22 protein-coding genes are annotated in these 25,043 nt (G+C 59.3%); 10 read left to right on the forward strand and 12 right to left on the reverse strand.

What is annotated here, in order from left to right; translation table 11 throughout:
* Positions 1–60 precede the first annotated feature (60 nt).
* The 3 genes from HWQ56_RS14005 to HWQ56_RS14015 all read right to left on the reverse strand — a co-directional run bounded on the left by HWQ56_RS14005 (position 61) and on the right by HWQ56_RS14015 (position 4,437).
* Positions 61–516 carry a GNAT family N-acetyltransferase gene (locus HWQ56_RS14005; RefSeq protein WP_176570872.1) on the reverse strand — a complete coding sequence of 152 codons (456 nt, stop codon included), beginning with the start codon at positions 514–516 and terminating at the stop codon, positions 61–63.
* A 217-nt stretch (positions 517–733) separates the two neighbouring features.
* Positions 734–2,233 carry a sulfatase family protein gene (locus HWQ56_RS14010; protein ID WP_209008712.1) on the reverse strand — a complete coding sequence of 500 codons (1,500 nt, stop codon included), beginning with the start codon at positions 2,231–2,233 and terminating at the stop codon, positions 734–736.
* Positions 2,233–4,437, reverse strand: coding sequence for a TonB-dependent receptor (locus HWQ56_RS14015; protein ID WP_176570873.1), 2,205 nt, complete (start codon positions 4,435–4,437; stop codon positions 2,233–2,235). Before HWQ56_RS14015 ends, HWQ56_RS14010 begins: the two co-directional genes overlap by 1 nt.
* 238 nt (positions 4,438–4,675) lie before the next feature.
* On the opposite strand from HWQ56_RS14015, the gene HWQ56_RS14020 reads away from it, so the two are divergent.
* Positions 4,676–5,638, forward strand: coding sequence for a LysR family transcriptional regulator (locus tag HWQ56_RS14020; RefSeq protein WP_176570874.1), 963 nt, complete (start codon positions 4,676–4,678; stop codon positions 5,636–5,638).
* Here HWQ56_RS14020 and HWQ56_RS14025 read toward each other — a convergent pair.
* From HWQ56_RS14025 to HWQ56_RS14045, 5 genes are all read right to left on the reverse strand, one after another.
* Positions 5,616–6,683: an ABC transporter substrate-binding protein gene (locus tag HWQ56_RS14025; protein WP_176570875.1), complete on the reverse strand. Its 1,068-nt coding sequence runs from the start codon at positions 6,681–6,683 to the stop codon at positions 5,616–5,618. The two genes, HWQ56_RS14020 and HWQ56_RS14025, sit on opposite strands and share 23 nt — an antisense overlap.
* Positions 6,684–6,856: 173 nt before the next feature.
* Positions 6,857–7,969: a hypothetical protein gene (locus HWQ56_RS14030; protein ID WP_176570876.1), complete on the reverse strand. Its 1,113-nt coding sequence runs from the start codon at positions 7,967–7,969 to the stop codon at positions 6,857–6,859.
* A 128-nt stretch (positions 7,970–8,097) separates the two neighbouring features.
* Positions 8,098–8,445 (reverse strand): helix-turn-helix domain-containing protein, encoded by a 348-nt coding sequence (locus HWQ56_RS14035; protein WP_176570877.1) that lies wholly within the window; start codon positions 8,443–8,445, stop codon positions 8,098–8,100.
* Positions 8,446–8,760: 315 nt separating this feature from the next.
* Positions 8,761–9,936: a restriction endonuclease gene (locus HWQ56_RS14040; protein WP_176570878.1), complete on the reverse strand. Its 1,176-nt coding sequence runs from the start codon at positions 9,934–9,936 to the stop codon at positions 8,761–8,763.
* A gap of 147 nt (positions 9,937–10,083) precedes the next feature.
* Positions 10,084–10,968: a LysR family transcriptional regulator gene (locus HWQ56_RS14045; RefSeq protein ID WP_176570879.1), complete on the reverse strand. Its 885-nt coding sequence runs from the start codon at positions 10,966–10,968 to the stop codon at positions 10,084–10,086.
* A gap of 155 nt (positions 10,969–11,123) precedes the next feature.
* On the opposite strand from HWQ56_RS14045, the gene HWQ56_RS14050 reads away from it, so the two are divergent.
* A complete protein-coding gene (locus HWQ56_RS14050; RefSeq protein ID WP_176570880.1) occupies positions 11,124–12,497 on the forward strand; it encodes an MFS transporter in 1,374 nt (457 codons plus the stop codon).
* Positions 12,494–12,940, forward strand: a complete 447-nt coding sequence (locus tag HWQ56_RS14055; RefSeq protein WP_176570881.1) for a type II 3-dehydroquinate dehydratase — start codon at positions 12,494–12,496, stop codon at positions 12,938–12,940. Before HWQ56_RS14050 ends, HWQ56_RS14055 begins: the two co-directional genes overlap by 4 nt.
* A 27-nt stretch (positions 12,941–12,967) precedes the next feature.
* Here HWQ56_RS14055 and HWQ56_RS14060 read toward each other — a convergent pair whose 3' ends face one another.
* Together HWQ56_RS14060 and HWQ56_RS14065 are read right to left on the reverse strand one after the other, a co-directional pair.
* Positions 12,968–13,477, reverse strand: a complete 510-nt coding sequence (locus HWQ56_RS14060; RefSeq protein ID WP_176570882.1) for a nucleoside deaminase — start codon at positions 13,475–13,477, stop codon at positions 12,968–12,970.
* Between the two features lie 36 nt (positions 13,478–13,513).
* Entirely contained in the window at positions 13,514–14,854 is a 1,341-nt protein-coding gene (locus HWQ56_RS14065; protein WP_176570883.1) for a nucleobase:cation symporter-2 family protein, read from the reverse strand.
* Between the two features lie 126 nt (positions 14,855–14,980).
* Here HWQ56_RS14065 and HWQ56_RS14070 point away from each other — a divergent pair, with 126 nt between their 5' ends.
* Positions 14,981–15,895, forward strand: coding sequence for a LysR family transcriptional regulator (locus HWQ56_RS14070; protein WP_176570884.1), 915 nt, complete (start codon positions 14,981–14,983; stop codon positions 15,893–15,895).
* Positions 15,896–16,033: 138 nt separating this feature from the next.
* Here HWQ56_RS14070 and HWQ56_RS14075 read toward each other — a convergent pair whose 3' ends face one another.
* Positions 16,034–17,023 carry a hypothetical protein gene (locus HWQ56_RS14075; RefSeq protein WP_176570885.1) on the reverse strand — a complete coding sequence of 330 codons (990 nt, stop codon included), beginning with the start codon at positions 17,021–17,023 and terminating at the stop codon, positions 16,034–16,036.
* A gap of 241 nt (positions 17,024–17,264) precedes the next feature.
* Between HWQ56_RS14075 and HWQ56_RS14080 the strand changes: the two genes are divergently transcribed.
* Together HWQ56_RS14080 and HWQ56_RS14085 are read left to right on the forward strand one after the other, a co-directional pair.
* The gene (locus tag HWQ56_RS14080; protein WP_176570886.1) at positions 17,265–18,764 is read left to right on the forward strand and encodes a helix-turn-helix transcriptional regulator; all 1,500 of its coding nucleotides are present in this window, start codon (positions 17,265–17,267) and stop codon (positions 18,762–18,764) included.
* 109 nt (positions 18,765–18,873) lie between these two features.
* Positions 18,874–19,131 carry a CsbD family protein gene (locus tag HWQ56_RS14085; protein ID WP_176570887.1) on the forward strand — a complete coding sequence of 86 codons (258 nt, stop codon included), beginning with the start codon at positions 18,874–18,876 and terminating at the stop codon, positions 19,129–19,131.
* A gap of 347 nt (positions 19,132–19,478) precedes the next feature.
* Here HWQ56_RS14085 and HWQ56_RS14090 read toward each other — a convergent pair whose 3' ends face one another.
* On the reverse strand, positions 19,479–20,000 hold the full coding sequence (locus HWQ56_RS14090) for a hypothetical protein (protein ID WP_176570888.1): 522 nt from the start codon (positions 19,998–20,000) through the stop codon (positions 19,479–19,481).
* 754 nt (positions 20,001–20,754) lie between these two features.
* On the opposite strand from HWQ56_RS14090, the gene HWQ56_RS14095 reads away from it, so the two are divergent.
* The 4 genes from HWQ56_RS14095 to HWQ56_RS14110 are packed head-to-tail and all read left to right on the forward strand — an operon-like array spanning position 20,755 to position 25,001.
* Positions 20,755–21,768, forward strand: coding sequence for a CBASS cGAMP-activated phospholipase (locus HWQ56_RS14095; protein ID WP_176570889.1), 1,014 nt, complete (start codon positions 20,755–20,757; stop codon positions 21,766–21,768).
* On the forward strand, positions 21,761–22,906 hold the full coding sequence (locus HWQ56_RS14100; protein WP_176570890.1) for a CBASS cGAMP synthase: 1,146 nt from the start codon (positions 21,761–21,763) through the stop codon (positions 22,904–22,906). Before HWQ56_RS14095 ends, HWQ56_RS14100 begins: the two co-directional genes overlap by 8 nt.
* Before the next feature lie 5 nt (positions 22,907–22,911).
* On the forward strand, positions 22,912–24,537 hold the full coding sequence (locus HWQ56_RS14105) for a ThiF family adenylyltransferase (protein ID WP_245217860.1): 1,626 nt from the start codon (positions 22,912–22,914) through the stop codon (positions 24,535–24,537).
* On the forward strand, positions 24,525–25,001 hold the full coding sequence (locus HWQ56_RS14110; RefSeq protein ID WP_176570891.1) for a Mov34/MPN/PAD-1 family protein: 477 nt from the start codon (positions 24,525–24,527) through the stop codon (positions 24,999–25,001). Before HWQ56_RS14105 ends, HWQ56_RS14110 begins: the two co-directional genes overlap by 13 nt.
* Positions 25,002–25,043: the final 42 nt, after the last annotated feature.

The raw sequence follows: 25,043 nt of genomic DNA on the forward strand, positions 1-25,043 counted from the left end.
GGCAATCTTGCCCTTGCAGACGCTACCCACGAGCTGTTGGGGCCTTGAGACCTCAGGCGGCTACCCGTCAAGCCGTCGTTGCATGATGATCGTGCGCTCAGCCCCGTGAAACTCGTCGCGGATTTTTCGGTACCCCAAAGCAGCGTAAAACGGCTGCGCCGTAATCGACGACGGCAGCCGTAACGTGTCAACACCCATCCTGGCGGCAGTGGCATGAATGGCGCCCATCAACTGCCGACCGATTCCGTTACCTTGGTACGCCGGATCAACGAAGACACTTCTGACCACGTCACCGTCGAGGCTGGCGGTGCCGACAATGTGTTCGCCTTGCACGGCTACCAGGACGTGACGCTTACCGATCAGCACACTGACGGCTTCAGGTGCAAAGCTACGTTCAACCTGGGCGATAACGTCCGGGGGGTAATCCCGTGAATTCGACCCACGCAACGCCGCAATCACCACCCGGCTGATTGCGGCTGCATCGTTGGCTGTTGCGGGGCGAGTTTGAACGTCCATATTGGTAGCCTCGGCGATGGGAGCTGGCCTGTCATTTCACTGCAATCAGCGCATCCACCAACTCCTTGGCGCCTTTAATATGATGCAGCGTTGACCAGACAAGCCATTTCGACAAGCTGCCATTCATTGTGACCAAACAAATACCTCGTTGTGCCGTGTATATATCCCCGTCCTACGCCCGGTACCACGCTGGGCCCATGCTGCGAATACGCGTTGATCAAGTCGCGTGGCTTCTTGGTAATGAACCATGACCGGGACGCGGTAGCTCAACAGCCACAAACCGTTGCTGCTGCCCGGGGTCGATAACATCCGCGGTTTCCACCAACCACCTCAAGACACGCGCCATCAGCTGCTGCTGAACGTGGACATAGCCGGGCTCGTCGGCAAGATTATGCCTCTCGTGGGGATCGTTGAGCCGGTCAAACAGCTGCGCTGGCTCGTACAGCCGCCACACGTACGTCCACTCACGGGTGCGCAAGGCCACCACCTTGCCGACCGTTTCCGGTTGCTCATGTTGCAGTTGGCTTTTCAGGTCGTAGGGATAGCCGCCGCGCTCCATCAGCGCGGCTTCCTCGCGGCGGAAACCGCCCTCGCTGAACACCGCCTGACGGTGCGGCTCGGAGGGGTCGCGCAGGCATGCCGTAAAGGCGCGGCCGAAATGGTCGTGCTGCGCGCGGATACCGGCCAGGTCCAGGAGGGTAGGGAACAGGTCGATCAGTTCCACCAGGGCGTCGCACTGCGCGCCTTGGGCGATGCCGGGCCCGGCGATGATCACCGGCGTGCGCACCAGGCACTCTTCAACGCCTGCCGGCCATTTCTCCGCTAACCCGTAATCGCCCAGGTACTCACCGTGGTCGGAAAAGAAGGCTGTGTAGGCAGGCCGGCCGCCACTGTGTTGCGCGTGGGTGTCCATCACCCGGCCGATCAAGCTGTCGAGCCTCGACACCATGCCGGCGTACACCGCACGCAGTTCCTGCCACTGCCACGGTCGCAGGCGGTCCCAGCCATGGCGTGTGGCCAACGGATGATGAAACGCCGGCATCGCACCGCTGCCGTGGCGCGGCAGGGGCATGGCGTCGCGCGGGTAATGGGAAAACCAAGGCTGGGCCGCCGCGAACGGCGGGTGCGGGGAAAGCAGGGGAATGTATAGCACCCATGGCGCTTTCGGGGCGCCGGCCAGCCAGGCCTGCGCCGTGCGGATGACTTGCTCGTCGAAGTCCACCGCGGTGGCGTCCCGCTCGCCTTCGTAATGAGCGCGGGCCAGGCTGCCGGGCTCACCGTGAGGCTTGGGCTTGATGAAGTCGCGCAGGTCGGTGATGCCGGTGTCGGCGAAGCCATGTTCATGCAGCGACACTTCCGCTGCGCCTGGACCGAACGTGTCACCCCGGGCGCCGGCGTGCACCACGTGGTAGCCATTGTCCTTGAAAGTGCGCAGGAAGTTCGGGTCTTGCGGTGTCAGCAGGTATTGCAAGGTACGGTGGCCGTGCACATGGGGGTAAAGGCCGGTCAGGAACGACACCCGCGACGGCGAGCAAACGCTGTGCTGGGTGAACACCTGTCCGAAGCGCACACCCTGGGCCGCGAGGCGATCCAGGGCCGGGCTGCGCACCGGCGTCTGCGGATTGAAGCCGGGCAGGTAATCGGCCCGCAACTGGTCGGCCACGAAGATGATGAAGTTGGGGCGCTGTGGCGCCACAGGGGCTTGGCTGCTCATCATCAGAAGTCCTTGCGCACCTGGATGCCGAAGTAACGCCGGTCATCCCGGGGCACCATGCGGTTGATGGCATTGCTGCCGTTGGTGAGCAGCGTGGCGTAAGAGCGGTCGCCCAGGTTTTTGCCCAGCAGCGACACCCGCCACCCAGCGGTGTAGTCGGCCAGGGCCACGCTGGCGTTCCAGATGCCGTAGGCGCCCTGGCGGGTGTCGACGTTCTGGTCGAGGCTGAACTGGGTTTCGCTCTGCCAGTTGAAGTCGCTGGCCAGTTCCACGTCCAGGCCATTGTCCAGGGGAATGCTGTAGTCAGCACGCACGTAGCTTTTCCAGTCCGGAGCGAACGGCAACGGCTTGCCATTGATGTTGCAGCTGGCCGCGGCCCCGGTGGGGCAGGCGAAGTCGACCACGCGCGCATGGGTATAGGCCAAGGCGCCGGACAGTTTCAGTTGCGCGGTGGCCTGGAAGGCATAGTCCATCTCCGCGCCTTCGGTACGCACCGTGCCGGCGTTGATCAGGCGGGTCACCGGCGAGCCGGCCACCAGGTCATAGAAGTTGGCCTGATAGTTATCGTAATCGGTCCGGAACAGCGCCAGGTTGGCGGTCAAGCGCTTGTTGAACACCGTGCTTTTCAGGCCTATTTCATAAGCGTTGGAGGTTTCCGGGTCCAGTACCTTGGTGTCTGCCGAGTACATCTGGAAGTAGACGTTGTAGGCCGGGCCCTTGTAACCCCGCGAGTAAGTGACGTAGCCGGTGACGTCATCGTTGAAGTCGTGCTGCAGGCCCAGGCGGCCCGTGTAACCGTTGGCGCTGGTGTCATCGGACGCCGAGAAGGAGGGGCGCATCGACGCCAGGGTCACGGGCGAGGATGACACGCGCTGGTGGTCGTATTCCACGGTGTCGTGGGTGGCGCGCAGGCCCGCGATTACCCGCCAGTCATCACTGAGGTGCACCGTGCTTTCGCCGAACACCGCATAACTGTCGTTGGTGGCGCTGAAATTGGCATGGGCGCTGTTCACCACGCTGTTGGCGACCAACGTGCGGGTATAGGCCTCGTCGGTCTTGCCGTGGAACAGGTAGACGCCGCCCACGTATTCCAGGAACTGGTCGCTAGGCGAGGCGAGGCGCAGCTCCTGGCTGTACTGGTCGTAGGCCACCTGGTCGGTGTCATGCAGGGCGGTGACGGGCAGGGTGGCCAGGCCATCCTGGTCCTGCTGCATCTGGTTGTCCCAGCCGCGCCAGGCGGTGATCGATGTCAGGGTGTAATTGCCCAGGCGCCAGTCGATCTGCGCGGACAGGCCCTTGTTGGTGTCCTGGGCGCTGGTCTTGAGGTCGTTGTCCACCTCGCGGTTATGGGCGCTGGGGGTACCGGGGAAGTTCTGGCTGAAGACTGCGGTCTTCGACGACACCGCCACGCCCGCCGGCGTGGTATTGCTGCCCTCGGTGTAGTCGCCGATCAGGGTTACCTTGAGGTCATCGTTGGGGGTGAACTGCAGTTTGCCGCGCACGCCCTTGGTGCGGTAACCGTTGACCCTGTCCCCGTTGTAGTCATTGGTGACGTTACCACCGTAATCCCCCCACAGCGTATTCAGCGAGCCCCTGAGGGTATCGGTCAGGGCGCCGCCGATGCTGAACCGACTGCGCTGCTCGTTGCCGCCCAGGTAGGAGTAGTCGACATAACCGTGGGTTTGCTCGGGAATATCGCGGCTGACCACATTGAGCACCCCGGCCGACGCATTGCGCCCGAACAGCGTGCCCTGGGGACCGCGCAAGACTTCGATGCGCTCCACGTCCATCAGGTCCAGCGTCGACTGCCCGGGGCGGCCGTATACAACTCCGTCGATCACCGTCGCCACGCTGGGCTCGACGCCCGGCGATGTGGAGATGGTGCCCACGCCCCGCACGAATAGCGATGAGTCCTTGGCCGAGGCACCAGGACGGAAGTTGAGGGTTGGCACTTCTTGCACGATGGAAGCGATATTGGTGCGGTTCTCCCGTTCCAGTTGCTCGCCCTCGACCACCGACACCGCCACCGGCACCTTCTGCAGGGAAGCCTCGCGACGGGTAGCGGTCACCGTGACCGGTTTGAGCGCGGTGTCCCCCTGTGCCGCCTGGCTGACGTCGGCGGCACTGGCCATAGGGGTGTGCAGGGCAAAGGGAAACAGGCCGATGGCAAGCAGCGGCAGCGGACGGCTATGGGGGGTTGGCTTCATGTTCAAGCTCTTTGGGGCAAGTGCTTCTGGCCGTCCTGGGTGGTGGTGGCGGATCAAGGCAAGCAGACACGGTGATGGCGAATTAGGTTATGTGTTTTCGGTCTTTCCCCTGAACGAAGGGAGCGCTGGATAATGCCGCCGCTTTCAAGGGGGTACCGATGGCGTGCTTTGTAGCAACGCCCTGCGCCGCTGAGAAATGCCTTAATCGCATCGCGCCCCATGAGTAAAAGGTCTGAACATGGATTTACGTCAGTTGCGCCATTTCCTGGCGTTGGCCAACCACCTCAATTTCACCCGCGCCGCGGAAAGCGCGTGCATCACTCAGTCGGCGTTCAGCCGCAGCATCCAGGGCCTGGAGAGTGAATTGGGCTGTGCATTGGTGGAGCGCACCAGTCGCGGCATCGTGCTGACCGCCAAGGGCACGGCATTACGTGAGCGCGCAGCGCGCCTGCTGGACGACGCCAATACGCTGCGTGACGACATCCGCGTGCATGAACCCAACCGCGACAGTGGCTGGTTGCGCTTCGGCGCAGGGCCTTTGGTCATGACCCGTCTGGTGCCTGATGCGCTGGCGGCGTTCGTGACGCGCTTTCCCCAGGCAGAGGTAGACCTGAAGGTCGACAAGCCATCGCACCTGCTGGCGCTGCTGGACGACGGCGACATCAGTTTTCTGGTAGCTGACCTTCGGCACATGAAGGTAGGTACCCAGCACCTGGTGCGGCCGCTGCGCTTTCGTCGTTTTGGCGTGTTCTGCCGCGGCGGGCATCCGTTGCTTGCCGGCGGTAACCTGTCGTTTCAGCAGTTGGCCGCCTACCCCAGGGTCAGTGCCAAGCTGCCCTTCGAGCTACGTGCGGTGCTAGAGCGCTTATGGGGGCGAGACGCGCCGGCACTGAACCTTGAGACACCCTATAACGACTTGCTACCCAAGATGGTAGCGGGCTCGGACACCCTGGCTGTGGCGCCACTGGAAATGATCGAGCCGCTGACACAAAGTGGCCTGTTTCAGCGGATTATCTGTCACGACGAACCGCCGTTGTTCCAAGACGGCGGTGCCTGCCTGGGCATCGTGCAGCTTTCCGAGCAGCCCCTGTCGGAGACCGCCCGGTGCATGATCGACGCCCTGCTGGACGCCGACGACACCCTGCCCGACGAGCTGGCCGGTGCCCCGGTCTACCCCATCATGAGCCAGGTTGCGCTATAGCCTGGCCCAGCGGGCCATAGGCGGGCCACGTCGTCTCTAGCTTCAGGTCACGCAAGGCCTGATCCACGAACGCCGGCGCGAACCAGGCCTGCACATCAAAGGTACGGCGGATCAACTTCAGCTGTGCGGCCTGCTCGACGCTGTCATTCAAACTGGCGCGAATGAACGGGTCCAGACGCGGCGAAAAGCGAAAATTCAAGTTCGCCCCGGCGCTTTCTTCCCGGGCCAGCGCAGCGGGAATACCGCTGGCGTGCTCCTGGGCCACCAGGTACTGCTCGTAATGCTCGGGCTGCTGCACCCAGGCCGCATCGTTCACCAGTGCATTGACCAGCGTCTGCGTGGCCGCGGGGTAGTGCTGCAAGAACGCACCGCTGCCCACCAGCGTCGCCTGGGTGGTGGCCGTCAACGGCAGTGTCTTGGTGCTGACCGGCACCTCGATGCCCTTGGCGCGTAAGGTCAGCAGGTTGTAATTGGACCAGGTGGCGTCGATCTGCCCGGCCAGCAACGCCGCGTTTGCGGCCGTCCAGTCCAGGTTGATCACCTTCAGATCACGCTCGCTCAGGCCCACGCTGGCCAGCGCCCGGCCCAGTGACAACTGGTCGGCGGTGCCACGGTACAGCGCGATGCGCTTGCCTTTCAGGTCCTCGATGCGACGAATCCCGGCCTGGGGCGTGCTGGCCAGGAACAGGTTAGTCCCACGCGTCGCCAACAGCACCCGGGTGTCCAGGCCACTGGCACGGCCGATGATGGCAGCCAGGTCGCCGAGGAAGGCGAAGTCCAGCTGGCCGTTGGCGAATGCCTCGTTGATGGCTGGGCCGGCGCCGCGGAAGAAATGCCATTCAATCTTGATGCCTTGGGTGGCGAATGCCTGTTCCAGTTGCTGGCGGTCGTGGGCGATGCCCAGGAGGCCGGGCGCGTAGGGTTTGGCAGTGGTGGTGAGATCAGGGGCGCCGATGCGGATGACGTCGGGGGCCGTGACTGCGTGGGCCGGGTGGGTGAGGAGGGTGAGGGATAGGGTGAGGGTGGTGCAGAGTTGGCGGATCATCGGGGGCGGCTCGGGGCGGAAATGGCTTTACTGTACGAGTCGGGTGGGGAAGCGGCCAATGCATATGACGTCTGGCGGGGAATTCGAATGAGGCATGACGCTTTTTGATGGATAAATCAGAGAGCGGTGCCCCAGCAGGTAAACCAGGTGCTGGAGCCCGCATCAGTCGGTTATCAGTCGAAACTTAGCTCCTGAGTCTTGATATGGTTTGCGATAGCGCCGGAAATGGCGTCGAAGATCGCCGCTTCATTCTTAGCGTAGACCTGCATATCCAGATCCAGGGTGATGGCGGCGCTGTGGATCAATACTCCCTCATGGTGGTAGTTGATGAATAACGAGTGCCAGTCGGTGAATTCGACATCCAACACCAGATAGACAACGGTTACCGATGCCATTCCTTGATCGTTCTTGATCGGGCCAAACGCAACCGTTGTACGACCGTCTTTGGTACTGGCCTTGTTCCACCAGAATGTCATGAAATCATGGGTTCCAGCATCGCTGGGATCCTTGGAGAGAAGGGTGGCAAGCTGCTTGAAGCTTTCAAGTTCGGCGGCCCCTAGATAGGTACCGACGACAGTGGTCAGCAAGCTGCCAATGTCCACATCGCCCGACGAAACGTCCTGCCGCACTTGACCGCCACTGGCTGACTTCACGGTGAACCCCAAGTCGGTTAGCTGGTAGACCACAGCATCGAACCAATCCTTCGTCTGCAGATAGTCCGTCTTGGTAATGTCCACGCCTTTGCTCTTCAGGACGGCGCGAGCCGCGGCTTGCGCATAGAGGTTCAGGTGAGAATAGGCAGTGACCTGCTCCGGGGTTGCGTCCTCCATCGCATAAACCAACTGCGAGTCGATGGCCGTGGCTTCAGTGGTCGTCGATGCACCTGCACGCAGCACGTTACCCGCTTTCAGAGGCGCCAGGGCCGGCCACGCACAGGTAACGATGCGGCTGGTAAACCCCAGGCCCTGGCGGAGATAGGCTTGGCGAGAGCGCCAGTTAGCATCGTGCTTGCGGTCGATGATAAATGGAACGTCACGAAGCCCCTCGGGGGGATTGCCTATCGACTTGTCAATTGCCACATTGAGCAGTTTGAGCAACCCATCGCACTCGCATTTCGCATAGACATTCAGGCGATAAGTCAGACGGTCCTTGTTGGTTACTTCCACGTGCGCTCCAGCGCCCAGGGCTGCCTGGCACGTAGAGATGTTCTGACCGAACAGACTGAACGTCTTTTGGCTTTCGAACTTGACTTCCACGTCGGCTTTTGCAGATTGCTTATTGCACATAATAGTTCTCCAGCGAACACCCAAGCGTCATTGCTTGGGCCACTAAAAATTTATCAGCATCGGACGCTTCGTGAAGCTGAATTGATTGAGCACCGCTCACTGATTCCGCTCAGCATTTTGCGTGGCCCTCAAGGTGCGGGAGCGATAACCTCATCAAGAAACTTGGCGAGGTTGCGAACGTCTGTGTCGGCCATTCTTTCGATGGCGTCCGCCAGCAATCTTCGGTGCGGTATCTCGTGCGTCACGGGGAGCGTGTAGTGCCCTCGGCCGAACAGGAGCCAATCGGCATTGACGTTTAAGGCAACGCACAGTTTGGCGAAGTTTGCCATGCTGATGGGCTCCGACCTGAACCATCGGCTCAAGGCACTTTCCGTCACGCCAACTCGGTTCGACAGTGCGTAGAGCTTGGGAATGCCACGAAGGGTGTATGCGAATTGCAGTCTTTCGCCGTAGTTTTCAATGCCATAAGTATCCATTTATTTATTCTTCCTTAGCACGGAGAGGCATCGGAAACTTCGAAGTTAGCTGCCTCTCCAGTGTAAGGTGGGGGAAGCCTCCGAGAGCTAATCCGGAGTGCTGCCGGGCAGCGCTGGCAGTGCGGTGTGATTAGCTCATGGGCATGCTATAGACAGGGGGAGGGCGGGTGATGTGGACTTTGTGAAAGCAAGGTATACCTCTGCGGTCGGTATGCTCGTTTCGTAAAACAATCTCTTATCCTTAGAGGCATGCCGTCTGTATTGAAAAACCGCACACAGGCCTCCCATCGTTGGCCTTGCAGCAACCTAGAAGGTTCAGACGGCATGTTCCTCTTCAGCTTCCGCCTGGAACACCTCGATCAGCTTCTGGTTGTAGTCGTCCAGGTAGCTCTGGAGACCTTCCCGATCAATTAGCCTTACGCCCGCAGTTGTGGCCAATTCTTTGGCTGATTTCGTGTAGTACGAATTGGTGACGACCATGGCTTCATCACAGCCATAGAACGCCTTTGCTGAGATGGCTTGCTGTACGGCAGCGTTCCCCACGGCGCCCGTATAGTTCTTTGCCTGGATGACCATGTTTTTACCAAACCGACTCACGAACAGGTCAGCACCTTGGTCAGCGGTTTTCTTGGTCTCTTTTACGTCGAAGCCAATGGTCTGGAATATCTCAACCAAGAACGCTTCGAACTGGAAGCCATCCATCGCATCGACCAGGTACATGGTGATGAATCGGTTTGGATTGAAGTGCTCCAGCTGGCTCCCGAGCCGCTCAACCAGGATATCGAAGTAGATGCTTTCGCACAGGCTGAGGCCGCTGCGGAATGCCGGTAGCAGCATTAACGGCGTACCAGCATTAGCGTTCGCTTGCGGGTTGAACTGAACACTTGGATAAGAGATGTCGTTTTCCCAAAGGTAATAGTAAAAGAGCGCCAGATCAGATCTGAACGTGGTTCCAGCTTCGTCGATCCAAGAGCGAAGGGTCTGCGTTAGATCAGGCCTGATATGTCGACTGAGCTCCCTTGAAAAGCCCAAGTAGCTCGAGTTGAAAGCGGTGGTCAAGAGCAACTTGTCGAGCAGAGATGGAAGCCCCTCAAGCTCATCGAAGCCCTTGCGAATAAGCACCTCACGGAACAGTTCTCTCTCCGTGTACGCACCATCCAGCCTTGGGCCCGGCACGCCAATGTCGCTGGCCCCAGACGCCGTTTCACGAGTCGTGTGGATAAAGTTCGTGAAATAGGGTTGCCTGAGCTGCGAATACTTACGCAGCACACTGTTGAGAAGGTCAGTGAGCTGTGCCTGCTCTTTCTTTTTTCCCAGGAAATCCTTGATGAGCCCTTTGGACTGGTACTGAAAGTCAGGGTAATAAGAAGGGTCGAGCGGCGTCAGGTGCTGGACACGCACCTCTGCCGGAGGCGATATCTGAGAGTTATTACACCAAGGGCAGGCCGTTTCGAACGTAGTGCGGTTGCATCCATTGCATTGATAAATCATGAGTTTCCTTTTGCGCTAGAGGGGGGATGGAACAACAAATATTTTGCCACAATAGCCTGAAATACCCCTTGTCGAAAACTGCCAGCACACGTGGCGACCGCCTCGTAGCTCATTCTTGTAAGCCGACTTCGACGGCGACCGACGCCACTATCCCCACGCCTGCGCTTGTTCAATGAAATGCAGCACAGCACTCGAGCGCTCATCAATCCTGGAAATCAGAGACAGTTCGCTCACCATTTCCGGCATATCCAGAGCGAAAAGGTGCACGCCGGGCATAGTCAACCGCGCCAAGGGCTCAGGGACGATACTGACGCCAATCCCCGCAGCCACTAGACCAGGAATGCTCATCAATGAGGGAACGTAGAAAATGTTGTCGGGATGCAGCTGGTTCAGTCGACATGCTTGAAGCGTGTGTGAGGTCAAGCCGATACCCGTGGGATCTTGCAGGAAAACGAATTTCTCCCCTCGCAGGATCGTCAGGTCACCCTTGAAGCGTGTGGCCAGTGGGTTGTTGTCCGGGATCAATAACACCAGGCGCGATTGACTGAAGTGGTGGGTACGCAGTCGATCAGGCAGGTGGTCTTTGAAAACACGCGCGAATGCCAGATCAATTTTGTGCTCCAGCAACATCTCAAATTGTGCGCGAATGCCGGCGTCGACGAGTGAAACTTTGATGTCGGGGAACGTGGTGAAGTAGTGCCGGAGCAGTTGCGGGAGGTTGTGTTCGAAAAGCGCCGAGTGATAGCCAATACTGATTTCGCCGACCTCTCCGCGCCGGGCGCGGCGAGCGGCGGCAATCGCCAGCTCGCTGGACGCGATGGATTGCTGTGCGTGAGGGACGAATGCCATGCCGGCGGCAGTCAATACCACGCCCCGATTCTCCCGTCGAAATAGCGACAACCCTAGCTCTTTCTCCAGTGACCTGATGAGCTGGCTCAGGGCTGGCTGGGCAATGCCCAATTGTTCAGCAGCCTGACTGAAATGCTGGAGCTGCGCCGCGACGACAAAGGCTTTTAGATGACGAAGTTCCATGGTCTAACTCATAAGGCAGGCTTATTGAAATGTTCAGTTTTTGATAATTATTCTGCAAGCGCTCTGCGCTAATGTCTACTCACTGCGTGTACTTGGCAGCAAGCAACCCATTTCATCCCGGGCTGGCTCCTATAACAACAACGATGAGCACGACTATGAGCACACAACGTAGTACACCTTCTGATCCCAGCATGTCGCGTCGAGCCGTCACGGCAGCAACCATCGGCACAGCGCTCGAGTGGTTCGATTTCACGCTGTACGGCGCGGTGTCAGCGACCGTTCTCCCCAAGCTTTTTTTCCCTGCCATGGAACCCACCGCTGGCCTGCTTGCCTCTCTCGCGACCTTCGGCGTCGGCTTGGCGGCACGGCCGTTAGGCGCGATAACCTGCGGTTACTTGGGAGACAAGTTGGGGCGACGCAACTTGATGCTGGCGACCGTGACGATGATGGGGCTGGCCTCCGTGCTGATGGGCCTGCTCCCAACGTACAGCCAGGTCGGCGTCTGGGCGCCAGTACTGTTGGTGCTGCTGCGCATCATCCAGGGCTTCGCTCTGGGAGGGGAGTCGACAGGCGCGCAGCTGATGGCGCTGGAACATGCTTCTCCCGACCGCCGTGGTCGTTATTCGGGACTGCTGGGCTTATGCTCTCCATTGAGTCAGATCCTCGCGAACGCGGTCTTGATGGCGCTGGCCGCAATCCTCAGTGCTGAGCAGTTCGAAAGCTTTGGCTGGCGTATCCCTTTTCTACTGAGCTTTGTCTTGGTGGTAGTCGCCATCTTCATACGCCTGAAGGTCGATGAAACCCCCGCTTTCGTCGCACTGAAAAACACAGCGAAAGAGAAGGTGCGCAGCCCTCTGAAAGCCGCGTTGGGCAGTCACTGGAAAACCATCGTCAGGCTGATGCTGTTCTTTTGCTCGCCGGCCGCGCTGTTCTACCTGATCGTGATTTTCTCCCTCAGCTACCTGACTAAACACCTGGGACTCACCCAGTCCATGGGGTTCATGTCGCTGATGGTGGCCAACATCTGTGCCATCGTGGGAGCGCTCGCGGGCGGTTACCTGTCCGATCGTTGGGGACGCAAGAAAGCGCTCGCATTTGGATCATGCATGACGCTGCTGATCCTGACGGTCTATTTCCCCATTTTGAACACGCAGAACATCGCGTCGATCATGGCAATCATGGGGCTGTTCCTGGGCTTCACTCAGTTCCAGAGCGGTATCCAGCCCGTTGCGTTCGCGGAAGCCTTTCCTACTCAAGTCCGCTACTCCGGCTCGGCATTGGCCTACACCGGCGCCAATCTGCTCGTCGGCGGGCCAATGCCCATGATCGCTGTCTGGCTGATGAGCCAATCGGGCAATTCGCCTTGGCCACTGGTATCGCTATGCGCCGTGATCAATCTGGTGTCGCTGGCCATGATCGTGATCGGGCCTGAAACGCGCGGGATCGACCTGAATCACGTGACCGATGGGGCCAGCCAGGACACCGCATCTAACGTACTTCTTTCCAAGCAACTTGGCGGACAACCATGAATCGCACAGTCTTTATCCTGAACGGCCCGAACCTGAACCTGCTGGGGCGTCGGGAGCCACATATCTATGGCTACACGACACTCGACGAAATTCGAGCAGCCAGTTTGGCTACAGCAGCCGAGCTGGATCTGCAATGCGAGTTCCGGCAAACCAACCACGAAGGCGTGATGGTGGATTGGCTGCAGGAGGCGTTTGAACAGCAAGCAGCGGTCATCATCAACCCGGCGGGCTTTTCATTTCATTCCATTGCGGTACTTGATGCGCTGAAGCTGATCCAGGCGCCCTTGATCGAGCTGCATTTGTCGAACATCCATGCCCGTGATGAACTCCATCGTCACTCGATCATGTCAGGCGTTGTAAACGCTGTAGTGTGTGGGCTGGGCGCGGCCGGTTACCCACTTGCGCTGAGGGCGGTCGCACAACTGCTGACGCGCGACGTCTGACTGCGCGGGCTGAGTGAGAGGCGATACTCATGACCAAAAACCTTTGTGTGGCAACGCTGCCTCGGTTTCCAGCATCGGCCCCAACACGCTGACCTGACGCTGGCCGCGGGCGAACACCTCGCGGCAGGGCAATGAAAACGTAGGGTTCTCAGGATGGTCGCCCGTGAGGCCAAGCAGGGCATGCTCGGACAGCGCGTACACGACCCGGCCAATGCCCGTCCAATACACTGCACCTGCGCACATGCAGCAGGGTTCGGCACTGGTGTAGAGCGTGCAGGCCGCCAATGTTTCGGCGCTCACGTGCTTGGCGGCATTGGCCACTGCGACCAGCTCGGCGTGTTGCGTAGGGTCACCCAGCGGCGGCATGGAGTTGTTGCCGGCTTCGGCAATCACGTTGCCGTTGCGGTCGGCGACCAGGGCGGCGAAGGGATGGCGGCCGTTCTGTCTGGAGAGGGCGGACAGGGCAATCGCACGGCGCAGCAATTCAAGGTCCAGGTCGGTGGTGCCAGCCGGACTGAGTGAGGGGGCGTGATTCATGGGTGAACTCCTTGGCAGTAAAAAAAATATGGACACTCAGTCGGCCAGCTCGGCCGCTTCAGGGGACGCGGGCGCGATTGCTTTGTCTTTGGGGTTGAGCAGTACGTTCAACACGATAGCGCTGACCGCGCCGAGAAAGATGCCGCTTTGCAGCACCAACTTGAGGGTGCCATTGGCGTGGTCGAACAGGGCTGGGAAGGACATCGGCAGCACGCCAATGCTGATCGACACCGCCACGATGATACTGTTGCGCGTGCCCTCGAATCGCACCCGGGACAGTTCCTGAATACCGGCCACAGTGGTCATGCCGAACATCACCACGGCGCAGCCGCCCAGGACGGGGGTGGGTACAGCGGCGATCAAGGCCCCGAGCTTGGGGAAAAGCCCCATCACCACCATGATCACGCCTGCGGCAGCCACCACGAAGCGGCTCTTGATATTTGAAAGCGCGATCAGGCCAGTGTTCTGCGTATAGGCGTTATAGGGGAAACTGTTGAACAAGCCGCCCAGCAGGGTCGATAGCCCGTCGGCGCGAAACGCGTTACCCAAGGTTTGCCGGGTGGTGGGCCTACCCGTCAGCTTTCCAATCGCCAGGCAGTTGCCGGTGGTCTCCGCCATGATCACCAGCATGGCCAGCATCATGATCATGCCGGGGACCAGAGAGAACTCCGGTACACCCAAGGCCATCGGTGCGCTGATGTCGAACCAGGCGGCTTCACTGACCCGGCTGAAGTGAGTCATGCCGCAGGCGGCGGCGATCAGGCTGCCGGCGAACAGGCCTATCAGCACGCTGAGGTTGCCGACAAAACCTGCGCAGGTGGCGTAGACCACCAGGGTCACGGCCACCGTGGCCAGGCCCAGTAACAGGTTGGCTGAGTCGCCAAAATCGGTGTCGGCCGGATTACCGCCCCCCAACCAGATCGCGGCGGCGGGCATCAACGAGATGCCAATGATGGTGATCAGGCTGCCGATGACCACGGGTGGAAAAAAGCGCAACAAGCGGCTGAACACCGGGGCCAGGGCAATAGTAGCGGCACCGGAAACGATGACGGCGCCAAAGACCTGATTGAGGCCGAACGTTTTGCCGATCATGATCATGGGCGCCAAGGCGATGAAGGAGCATCCCTGAATCAATGGCAGGCGTGCGCCGAACTTCCAGAAGCCCAGTGTTTGCACCAGCGTGGCCAGGCCGGAGGTCAGGAGGTTGGCGTTGATCAACAGCACGATCTGCGCTGAGGTCAGCCCCAGTGCGCTGCCTAGAATCAACGGCACGGCCACGGCGCCGGCATACATCACCAGCACGTGTTGCAGGCCGAAGGTGACCAGTTGGCGCAGGGGGAGGATTTCATCGACGGGATGGATCAATGGGCTGCTCAATGAGGTGTCTCCGAACGCGCTGAGGTGAGAAAGAGGCTGGATGGACAGCGCCATGATTGAGTGGCAGAGTCGATGAAACAAATTGGCAGCCATCGCTTTTTTCGATGGATAAGCGGGAGGTAGGGGTTGCGGTTCACACTTGATCAGTTGCTGACATTTGCCGAGGTGGTGAAAAGCGGCTCGTTTTCCGCCGCGGGGCGCAAGCTGGGCAAGACTCAGTCCACCATCAGCGCGGCCATTGCCAACCTGGAAACGGACCTCAACGTGGCGTTGTTCGAGCGCGGCAGCCGCAGCCCGACGCTGACCGCCAGCGGGCAGAAATTGCTGGTGCAGGCCGAAGCGGTCATCGAGCGCTGCCTGGGCCTGGAGGCGCACGCCGACAGCCTATCCGACAGCATCGAGCCGAGCCTGACGCTAGCCATTGAAACGCCTTACGGCCCGCTGATGCCGGTACTCAAGGCCTTCGAGCAGGCGTTTCCCTACGTTGACCTTGTGGTACGCCACTCCGTGCACGGCGATGTCAGCGAACTGGTGGCCCATCATGATGCGGAACTCGGCGTGGCGTTTTCGCAACCTGGCTACGCAAAGGAATTGGAGTTTCAGCAGATGGGCAAGCTGATCATGTCGCATGTGTGCCATCCCGGTCATCCATTGGCACAGCTGGAACGTGTACGCTTCGATGATCTGCATGTACACCGTCGCCTCGCATTCAGCGCGCACACCAGCAAGCTGCCCAGCAGCGAATACTTGCGTTCCACAAAGGTGTGGCAGGCCGAGAGCTACCTGGCGTTGCTGGAGATGGTGCGTGCGGGGTTGGGATGGGCAACCTTGCCCCGACAATTGATCCTGCGCGAGCTGGCGGTCGGCGAGCTGGTCGAATTGCAATTGCTGGCCTATCCCCATACTGACTGGCACATTGGGGTGGATCTGCTGTGGGCCCGCCAGCGTCCGCTGGGCAAGGCGGGGCGCTGGTTGAGGGAATGTCTTCAGGCCAGGAAGGTGTTTGAGTTGGACCGCAAGGGGCAGGCGACTACGCTGTAATCCTCTTGGATAACGTCAACAACGTTACTCTGTGCCGGTTTTTTCCGGCAACGCCGCCGGAAATATCGACTGTCAGCGTGTGTGAGCCGTTTGGCTACGTTGCGCGCTGACAGCCGATGGCAGGTATCACCTGCGGTTTCAGACGGCGGCGATGACCACCCGTGGGCGCGAAGACAAGGCGAAGCGTCCGACACCGACGCTCAAGGCTCCGCCGATCAACAGCATGAGCAAGGTGCCCCAGGCAGCCTTGGACAGGTTCCTGGCCGCCGCGTCAGCGGTTTCGCGGGCTTGCTGCTCGGCCTGCTGCTTGAGCGCCTGCACCTTGGCAACTGCCTGTTCGTAGGCCTGGGCATAGTTGTCGACGACCTGCTGCGCCTCCTCGTGACTCTTGCCGGTGCGCGCGGCGACGATATTGACCAGCGCGTCCTTGTCGGCGGCGTTCAGTGCCGGCTCACCGGCCTTCTGGACGCGGTCGAACCACTGCTTCAGTTGGTCGCCTGCCTGGGCAGGATCAGTGGACGCCTGGGTAGCCGCCTGCTTGGCGTCGTTACCGGCCTGGTCGGTTTTCTGCTCAAGCGTGGAGGGGGCCAGCTCGGCCTTGCCCGACTGCTTCAAGGTGGTGTCCAGTTGGGCCTTGAGGCTGTCCCAGTCCAGGCTGATGCCGTTCTTGTCCAGTTGCTGCTTGATGCTCTGGCCCACGCCAGGCGCGGCAGCGGCGACGCCATCGGCGGCCAGCGACAGGCCCTTGCCCGCGATGCTGCCGGCAGTACCTACCAGGCTACCGGCCAGGGACGCCAACAGCCAGGTGGTCAGCAGGGTGGTGATGGTCCAGCTCAGCAGGCCATGCAGGCCACCGCGGTCTGGCGCGGTACGCCCGGCCACCCAGGCGCCGGCCGCCACTGAAAGCAGGGTGCTGACAAACAACCACACGCCGGCGCCAGTGCCGAAACCGCGCAGGGGGTTGCCCTGGGCCATCGGGTCGACCGCCCCGGCGCCGATGGCAGTGCCCAGCACGCTCAGCACCAGGTAAGTGACCAGGGCGATGGCACCACCGGCAAAAACCGAACTCCAGGACACCCGGAACTGAGAGGCCGTGGTAGCAGCTGTGTCTACATAGGTTGTGCTCATGAATCGATCCTCGGGCAGTAAGTGCGTTCGGTCGATGCGCCAGTGGCACCGGCCGGTTGGCGGGCAGCGTGGCTGCCTTCATCGTCGGTTTCGACGTGAGTACCAGTGTGCCGAGGCCAGGTACGGGGTGTATTGGCGCATTTGCACCGGTGCCTCTGGTGCATTCGCACCGACCGCCGTCTACGGGTACTGCACTAAGCTGCGGGTTGTGGGTCCGATGTCCACGCCACAGGAGATGAAGATGAGTGAGGCCGTGCTTGCCAGAGAAACCAACCGCCGCCAGTTGCAGCAGATCATCTCCGGGCTGTCGGATGGGGTGATGCTGATCGAAACCGACCAGACCATCATCTGGGCCAACGAGGCGGCCCTGCAGATGCACGGGGTCGAGGCCATCGCCGACCTGGGCGCCAACGGCGATGAGTACCGCGAGCGCTTCGCCTTGCGTTATCGCAATAATCATCCGCTGGAGGTGGAGCAATACCCGATCGCCAGGGTGGCGGCGGGCGATGTGTTCAGTGATGTGATCGTGGAGGTCGCACCGGCCGACGATCCCGAGCAGCGCAGCCGTGTGCACCGGGTGCGCAGCATGGTGCTGGAAGACAGCAAGGGCTCGCCGGAGTCGATGGTGTTGATCATCGCCGATGCCACCGAGTGGGCCAGTGCCGAGCAGCGCTTTGAAAAGACCTTCAACGCCAACCCGGCCCCCGCCGTGATCTGCCGCCTCAGCGACCTGCGCTTCATCAAGGTCAACCAGGGCTTTCTGGAGATGACCGGGCATTCGCGCGAGCAGGTGATCGGGCGCTCGGTGTACGAGGTGGATGTGCTGGAGAATGCCGAGCGCAAGGACCTGGCCATCGAGCGCTTGACCCAGGGCGCGACCATTCCGCAAATGCAGGCCGAACTGAAGCTGCCGGGCGGCGGGACCAAGCTGGTGATCGTGGCAGGGCAGCCGCTGGACATGAACGAAGAGGACTGCATGCTGTTCTCGTTCACTGACCTGGAACCCCGGCGCAAGGCCGAAACCGCCTTGCGCCAGAGCGAGGAGCGCTTCGCCAAGGCCTTTCGGCTCACCCCGGTGCCCACCCTGGTATGCAGCGCCGATCGCCAGCAGGTGGTGGACGTCAACGAAGCCTTTCTTGCCACCCTGGGCTACACCGCTCAGGAGTTGATCGGCCGCACCGTGGCCGAGTTGGACTTCATCGAGGGCGCAGGGATGGCGGGCACCCTGTTTGATGTGCTGGAGAAGAGCGGTCGTATCGACGGGCTGGACGTGAAGCTGCGCAAAAAGGGTGATGAGACCCTCGACTGTGTACTGGCGGCCGATACCGTCAGCCTCCAGGACGCAGCGTGCTACCTGCTGGTGCTGATGGACATCACTGAGCGCAAGCGGTCGGAGCTGGAGTTGGTGGAAGCCATTGAAACGGTGATGCAGGACGCTTCCTGGTTCAGCCAGACCCTGATCGAAAAACTGGCCAATGCCAAAAGCGTCAATGGCCGGCAGCTCCCGTCGGCCTCCTTCACCGACCTTACCGCGCGTGAGCGAGATGTGCTGGGCCTGATCTGCGAGGGGTTGGCCGACAAGGAAATTGCCGCACGGCTCAACCTGGCCCTCAACACGGTGCGCAACCACGTGGCCACGGTGTATTCCAAGCTCGACGTGCACAGCCGGAGCGAGGCCATTGTCTGGGCCCGGGAACGTCACCTTTTCGCGGGCCAGGCCAAGGCCAAACGCAAGGAATAGGGTGCAAATGCACCAGGGGCACTGATGCGAAATCACCTGTTAGGGTGGTTCGCGGGTTCGTAATCTGGGGTAAAGCCGGCGCAGTGGTCGGCATCACTCGGAGGTGGCTATGAAAACCGAACAGGTCAAAGGTGCATTGGAACAGGCGGCAGGCAAAGCCCAGGACATCCTCGGCGACCTGACCGGCAATGAGCGGCTGCAAGTGGAAGGCAAGGCACGGCAGTCGGCGGGGGAGCTTCAACAGCACTACGGCGACCTGCTGGCCGAGGTGTCGGCCTTCACCCAGCGCCGCCCACGTACCACACTGGCGGTGTTCGCGGGGCTGGCGTTGCTGGGGGGGTGGCTGTTGGTGCGGGGGCGTGACTGACAACCTCATTAACAGCTCTATTGACTGCGACTATCCGGAGGAAATGCGAAGCGACGACCTGCCAGTACCATGACAAAATCGAGGCGTGCGAGAGCAGCAACGGTGGGCGGCAGCATCGACGTGGGTTAGTAAGTGACTTTTCGAGGGCGTTGTAGCTGTGGAACCGCTGTGGGGAAAAGCGGCGCTCAATCTTTTAAGCGCCGCTCTTATCAAGCGTTTCGTTCTGATGGTCTTGAAGGAGGGGGAGGCGGCAGATCACCGGGACGTGGCACATCGTGCCGAATATTACGCATTGGTGGTGGAGGTGGAGGTGGAGGCGACTTTGGGGGTTGGGTCATGATTTCCTGTTAGTGCGAGGCTATGAAAAAAGGGATGAACGACAGCATAGCAAGGACTGCACAAAGGGCGACGAATTTTGACAACTGATCGATCGCGTTTGTACGCTCGTCATTGTTGGTAGCGTTGATCGTGGCGCCCCGGACGTAGTAGTCCAGGATTACCGTCTCAAAATATGCGTCCAAACCTTCCACGTCGCTCTGAAAGTGCGGTTTCAGTTCACGCTCGCGATGGTCTTCCAATCGTGAAAGGACAGGAAGCACATAGTCGAAATTCCCGCGTATCCAAGCCTTGCGAAAGTACCAGAGCGCCAAAGCGAATGAAATGAAGGCACAGTCGTAAAAAACCCAGAAAAAAACGTAAGGCCAACCAGTATCTGACACAGGTGCCTTGCTGAGGAGGTACCCAAAGAAGCTCAGCAGTCCGGCAATCATCGCCAGAGGCATGCTGAGCCGCGACAGCAGTTTTTCCTTCCGATCTATCTCGTGAAAGTAAAGCTTTTCATAAAGCGAGAATCTGGCTTTGTCGTCCATGAAGTCGGTGCGTTCTGTTGGGTAAGGTGGTTGCGGATTCTAATATGGTCTTCGTGTAGCGCGGTATAAAAAAGCAGCGGCCCATCAGGGGGACAATTGATCACATCATGATGCAGTAGTGAAGCACCGTATCCAGTTCAAACGTCCCTCTGACGAAGCGACCCAGCGGGGTTCCCTTGCCGTAGTCGCCCGCTAATGAAAATCGCGCACCCGGCCTCTTTGCCTCCATTAACAGTGAGGCCGACGGAATCAGTCGCTCCGAGATGGCCTCGGTGGTTTGAAATGCGTGCTCGTTGAAAAGGCCATACCGCCTTGGCGGACTTCGGGAAGAGGGGGCATGCGGGCTTTCCCGGCGCCCAAGGCTAGCCACCGGAGATAACGTCCGCTTGAGCGCCAGGCATGAGGATGCAGCAGGCAGCGCTAACACCGAGTATCTGTAGCGTATCCGCCTGATTTAGCGTTTTTTTTCATAAAGTCATCGGCAACAATGCTGGCCTTTTGTCTGTACAGCATCAGGGATCCGGGCAGCCAGAGCTGTGCGAAAATTCGAGTAGAGCACATTCGTACTCTTTGGCTACTGATTCAGTCTTCCTTGTCAGGGTCAGCACGCCCGCTCGAAAAATAGCGGATCCAATGCTTGTATTTCCATATGTAGTGACTTTAGTATTTGTCAGGCACTAGATGTTGGTGGTGGCGCTTTGTCTTTTGGCGTCTTTCGTGCTTAAAGAATGGTCGATGCCGAAGGTGAGCCGCTATGGACGAACAGCTTGATACACCGGTTTATCACGTCTTGGCGCTTTCCGGCGGCGGGTACAGGGCTCTATACACCGCGACGATCCTTAAGGAGTTCGAAGAGGTCTTAGGCAGGCCCATTGCCTCGCATTTTGATTTGATCTGCGGCACATCTGCTGGGGGGCTGCTGGCGCTTGGGCTGGCGAGCGAGATTCCCGCCAGCGAATTGAAGGCCTTGTTCGAACAACAGGGGAAGGAAATCTTCGCCAGTCGGGACTTGAAACGCAAAGGACTTGGAGTTTGGAAAAAAGCCAAGCATTCCAACGCCGGCCTCAGGTCGGTGCTCGAGCGACGTTTCGGTACCACCACCGTCGGCGAGTTGAAGCACCGCATACTGATCCCGTCGGTCAACTACACAACAGGCAAAGGCCAGTTTTTTAAAACCCCTCATCATCCGACGTTTGAGCGGGACCATCTGATGACATTGGTGGATGTGGCGCTCGCCACCTCTGCCGCTCCCGTCTACTTCCCGTCAGTTCGGAATGAACGGGGCGTATTTGTAGACGGAGGCCTTGTGGGCAACGCTCCAGGTCTCTTCGGTCTTCACGAGATCAGAACCTTCCTTGCACCCAATCAAAATGCTCGAGTACGGGTCCTCGCCATCGGCACCATGACGGTAGGAGCAACGGTCAGCGGCGGCAGGGATTTAGACCAGGGGGTCGTGGGGTGGGGGACAACGCTGTTCGACTTAGTCATCTCCGCCCAAGAGTCTTCCGTGGACTACATGCTCACGCAGTCCCTTCGTGATGATTACTTCAAAATCGACGACCAGGTGACCCCGCAGCAAAGCGGGGATGTGAAGGGGCTCGATGATGTGTCGGTGGCGTCTACAAATACCCTGAGAGACCGTGGCACAGCCGCAGCACAGAAAGCGTTGGGGGACCGTAGATTCCGCCCATTCAGAGATCATCATCCGGCGCGTCCGGTGTTTTATCACGGCCCGAATAAAAACTCGGAGGATCTACCCAATGTTTAATCTCTCGCCGCTCTTCAACACCTCCGAAAATGAAAAAAGCCTGCTCCAGGCACTTGAGCTAACGCCTCGCGAAAAGCTTCTGATTTCCTCTGCAAAAGAGGACGTCCGCGTATGCCTGCGATCCGGAATTCCACGCGTCTTGCGAGATCAGGGATATCAAGGGGCTGTGCCAAAACCTCGATTCTTTACGCAAGGATCTTGGGCGTACAAAACGCTCAATAGCCCGGCACATATGCCCCCGCAGCAATCTGATGTGGATGATGGCGCCTACCTTCCAATCAGCTTTCTCAAAGGTACCAAGCGCCCCAGCACAGCCAGCACCATATTCTTCGCAGCTGCTGAGGCAGCACTGGCGGAACTGGTCGAAACTAAAAAAAGCGAGGGCTGGAAGCTCGTCACTGACAAACCTACGTGCATCCGTATCGAAATTTCCAAGACTGCTCACATCGATATCCCTCTGTACTCAATTCCTGATGATGAGTACGTGACACTCGAGAAAGCCGCCTTTCGATACGGCTATGACAGTCTCCTGGATGCCGTCAACGAGAGGAAGGCGGACAGTTGGACATCGCTACCGACCGATGAGGTGTTGCTGGCACACCGGGAAGAAAACTGGGTGATGTCGGACCCGCGTCCGGTGAAAGACTGGTTTATCGATCAGGTGGACGGTCAGGAGCAATTGCGTCGAGTGGTTCGCTATCTGAAGGCGTTTCGCGATTGGCAGTGGAAGACAAAGGGACCTTCGTCGATCTTGTTAATGGCGGCCGCAGCTCCGTTGTACGTGAAGACGGATCGTCGGGACGACATGGCACTGCTCGAAGTGCTGAAGGGCTTGCCGGCTGCGCTCCGAGCTGGCGTCAACAACCCTGTTGACGAGACGGAAAGCCTCACCGGTCGGATGACGGATGATGAGATTGAGGACGCTGCGAAAAAGTTTGAAGACTTCGAGCGTCACCTCAATGGCGCGGTCCATGCAAAGGACAGCGTTACTGCCTGTGAATGGATGGTCAAGATGTTTGGCCCGCGTTTCCCGAATGAGCCAAGCCGGATCAAAACCGTCTCAGTCGCCGCCACAGTTGCAGCCGTACCTGCTCAACCTGCCGCCAGCGAACTGGTCGGTCGCACAAAGGCGGGCTAATACACATGGGGGCTTCGGTACCCGATCTGGTCGCAGCGTTGGCGACTCGTGGCTTCAGCCACCTCGGGCGAGACGCCGGGAGGTGGCTGAGCTTCGAAGGACATCTCAATACCTCTGCGGGCCACTTTGCATGTGATCTTTCAGTCGATCCCGATTTCTTTGAGCTACCAATCGTGAAGCTGAAGGAGATTCCCGCTTCGTTGCGCCCGATAGCACCGCATATTGGCGGTAACGGGGGGATTTGCTACCTGGCAGCGAATACGGTCGTAATTGATATTTTCGATCCGCTTGGTCAAACGCTGCGGTGCCTCGAAGAGGCCGAGCACGTGCTCGACCGTGTGCTCAAGAATGAGATGGTTGAAGACCTCGCCGAAGAGTTTCTCGTTCATTGGTTTAGCCGGTATTGCTACGTTGATGGCGCTGATTTCCAAACAGGCGCAGTACCCGCGTTTTGCCTGATCTCGCGGCAGGGGACACGCATCCCGGTGGTAACTGACGATCTAGGCAGTGCCAGTAAGAGGCTGGACACCATCGGTGCAGTCACTGATCGCGAGCAGATCCCGGCATTCGTCGTGAATACGACTGCGATCCCACGCCCACTGCTTGGGCATTGGCCGCCGGATACAGTCGCTGGCCTTCTGAACTGGCAGCGCGCCCTGGATGCACGTTGTGCCAAGAAAATTCAGCAACGACTGACCGAGGCTTATCAGCAGAGCAAAAAGGACGCGGTCATCTTCATCCAGTCTCCGCAAATGAGCTATGGATTCCACGTCCACTTTGGTGACTCTATCTTGCCCGAAGCGAAGCGACGGAATGTTCGCGGAACTGAACTGCTCTACAGCTTTCGCATCACTCGACTTGCCGCGGTGAGAATTGATGCCAGCTACATCGTTCAACGGAATATCCCTGGCCAAAAGACGTTAGCCGGCAAAAACATCGTGATTGTTGGATGCGGCACGATCGGTGGGTATCTCGCAGATTTGCTCGTGAAAGCAGGCGCTGGACTTGGAGGAGGCCAGTTGACCCTGGTCGATTTCGACATATTGCTTCCGCAGAATATTGGTCGCCACCGGCTGGGCTTTCCATATGCGTTCTTTAGCAAAGCGGATGGTATGAAAATCATGCTGGAAAGCGAATCTCCCGGTGTGCAAGTTCGCGCTTTGAGTGTCGATGTTCGGCACGCGCACATCGGCTCACCAGACTTACTCATTGATGCGACAGGTGAGGAAGCGCTCGGGCATTGGCTCACGGCCAACTATGTCGCCACGATGCCCATACTGTCGGTATGGATCGAGGGGCCAGGTACCGCCGTGCGTGCTCTACTGAAGGAGTCACCTGAAAGTGCATGTTACCGGTGCTTGTCCACGTACCAACAACTGGGTGAATTCCCGACCGTGAAGGGCGGGGTGCCTTACATCATTGCTGGTCACGGTTGTGAGGGGCTTTATGTACCGTTTCCTTCTACAGTCGCGGTTCAGGCTGCCGCATTAGGAGCAGATATGGTCGCCGCATGGGTCAACCGTCGAAATCAAGCAATGCTGAAGACCCGCATCATCGATTCAAGCTTTGAGATCGCCACTGCCGACTGCAACCCACCGAGGATAGAGGATTGTCCCGCATGCAGTTCATAGGCGAATGGGCCGCGAACGAGGGGCGTAACCTGATTTATTTTCAGCCTCAAGTTTTAGAGACGTTCAGCTCCTATGTTCAGGTCAAGTCAAACGACCTGGAGGCTGGTGGGGTTTTGCTGGGATACGTCAGAGGGTCACATCTCGAAATTGTCGAGGCTACCGCCCCTACCAAATTCGATAAGCGCTTTAGGTATTTGTTCGAACGTATGCGAGATCTGCACGACGCAATAGCGCACAAGCGGTGGGCGCAAAGTGACGGGACAATACGCTACCTGGGCGAGTGGCATACACACCCTGAGAACAATCCATCACCATCTGGCATCGACCTGCGTGAATGGCATGCATTGGCAACCAAAAGGAAGGACGGACGGCCCGTGCTAGGCGTGATTGTCGGACGGCATGGCCTATACGTGGAAAACACCCCTCGGCTTGGTGAGCCTGTGAGGTATGAGCCAATTCTGTGAGCCTGAGAAGTCGATCGTCTGCAAATGAGCGAACCAACTGCG

Source organism: Pseudomonas eucalypticola, from assembly GCF_013374995.1.
Taxonomy (GTDB): Bacteria; Pseudomonadota; Gammaproteobacteria; order Pseudomonadales; family Pseudomonadaceae; genus Aquipseudomonas; species Aquipseudomonas eucalypticola.

What these genes read in the sequence shown, in the direction of transcription:
- HWQ56_RS14035 (WP_176570877.1), bottom strand. Translation starts at nt 8,445, where the DNA reads ATGGATACTTATGGCATTGAAAACTACGGCGAAAGACTGCAATTCGCA.
- HWQ56_RS14050 (WP_176570880.1), top strand. Translation starts at nt 11,124, where the DNA reads ATGAGCACACAACGTAGTACACCTTCTGATCCCAGCATGTCGCGTCGA.
- HWQ56_RS14010 (WP_209008712.1), bottom strand. Translation starts at nt 2,233, where the DNA reads ATGATGAGCAGCCAAGCCCCTGTGGCGCCACAGCGCCCCAACTTCATC.
- HWQ56_RS14075 (WP_176570885.1), bottom strand. Translation starts at nt 17,023, where the DNA reads ATGAGCACAACCTATGTAGACACAGCTGCTACCACGGCCTCTCAGTTC.
- HWQ56_RS14095 (WP_176570889.1), top strand. Translation starts at nt 20,755, where the DNA reads ATGGACGAACAGCTTGATACACCGGTTTATCACGTCTTGGCGCTTTCC.
- HWQ56_RS14040 (WP_176570878.1), bottom strand. Translation starts at nt 9,936, where the DNA reads ATGATTTATCAATGCAATGGATGCAACCGCACTACGTTCGAAACGGCC.
- HWQ56_RS14105 (WP_245217860.1), top strand. Translation starts at nt 22,912, where the DNA reads ATGGGGGCTTCGGTACCCGATCTGGTCGCAGCGTTGGCGACTCGTGGC.
- HWQ56_RS14090 (WP_176570888.1), bottom strand. Translation starts at nt 20,000, where the DNA reads ATGGACGACAAAGCCAGATTCTCGCTTTATGAAAAGCTTTACTTTCAC.
- HWQ56_RS14085 (WP_176570887.1), top strand. Translation starts at nt 18,874, where the DNA reads ATGAAAACCGAACAGGTCAAAGGTGCATTGGAACAGGCGGCAGGCAAA.
- HWQ56_RS14030 (WP_176570876.1), bottom strand. Translation starts at nt 7,969, where the DNA reads ATGTGCAATAAGCAATCTGCAAAAGCCGACGTGGAAGTCAAGTTCGAA.
- HWQ56_RS14045 (WP_176570879.1), bottom strand. Translation starts at nt 10,968, where the DNA reads ATGGAACTTCGTCATCTAAAAGCCTTTGTCGTCGCGGCGCAGCTCCAG.
- HWQ56_RS14015 (WP_176570873.1), bottom strand. Translation starts at nt 4,437, where the DNA reads ATGAAGCCAACCCCCCATAGCCGTCCGCTGCCGCTGCTTGCCATCGGC.
- HWQ56_RS14060 (WP_176570882.1), bottom strand. Translation starts at nt 13,477, where the DNA reads ATGAATCACGCCCCCTCACTCAGTCCGGCTGGCACCACCGACCTGGAC.
- HWQ56_RS14100 (WP_176570890.1), top strand. Translation starts at nt 21,761, where the DNA reads ATGTTTAATCTCTCGCCGCTCTTCAACACCTCCGAAAATGAAAAAAGC.
- HWQ56_RS14005 (WP_176570872.1), bottom strand. Translation starts at nt 516, where the DNA reads ATGGACGTTCAAACTCGCCCCGCAACAGCCAACGATGCAGCCGCAATC.
- HWQ56_RS14025 (WP_176570875.1), bottom strand. Translation starts at nt 6,683, where the DNA reads ATGATCCGCCAACTCTGCACCACCCTCACCCTATCCCTCACCCTCCTC.
- HWQ56_RS14055 (WP_176570881.1), top strand. Translation starts at nt 12,494, where the DNA reads ATGAATCGCACAGTCTTTATCCTGAACGGCCCGAACCTGAACCTGCTG.
- HWQ56_RS14110 (WP_176570891.1), top strand. Translation starts at nt 24,525, where the DNA reads ATGCAGTTCATAGGCGAATGGGCCGCGAACGAGGGGCGTAACCTGATT.
- HWQ56_RS14080 (WP_176570886.1), top strand. Translation starts at nt 17,265, where the DNA reads ATGAGTGAGGCCGTGCTTGCCAGAGAAACCAACCGCCGCCAGTTGCAG.
- HWQ56_RS14020 (WP_176570874.1), top strand. Translation starts at nt 4,676, where the DNA reads ATGGATTTACGTCAGTTGCGCCATTTCCTGGCGTTGGCCAACCACCTC.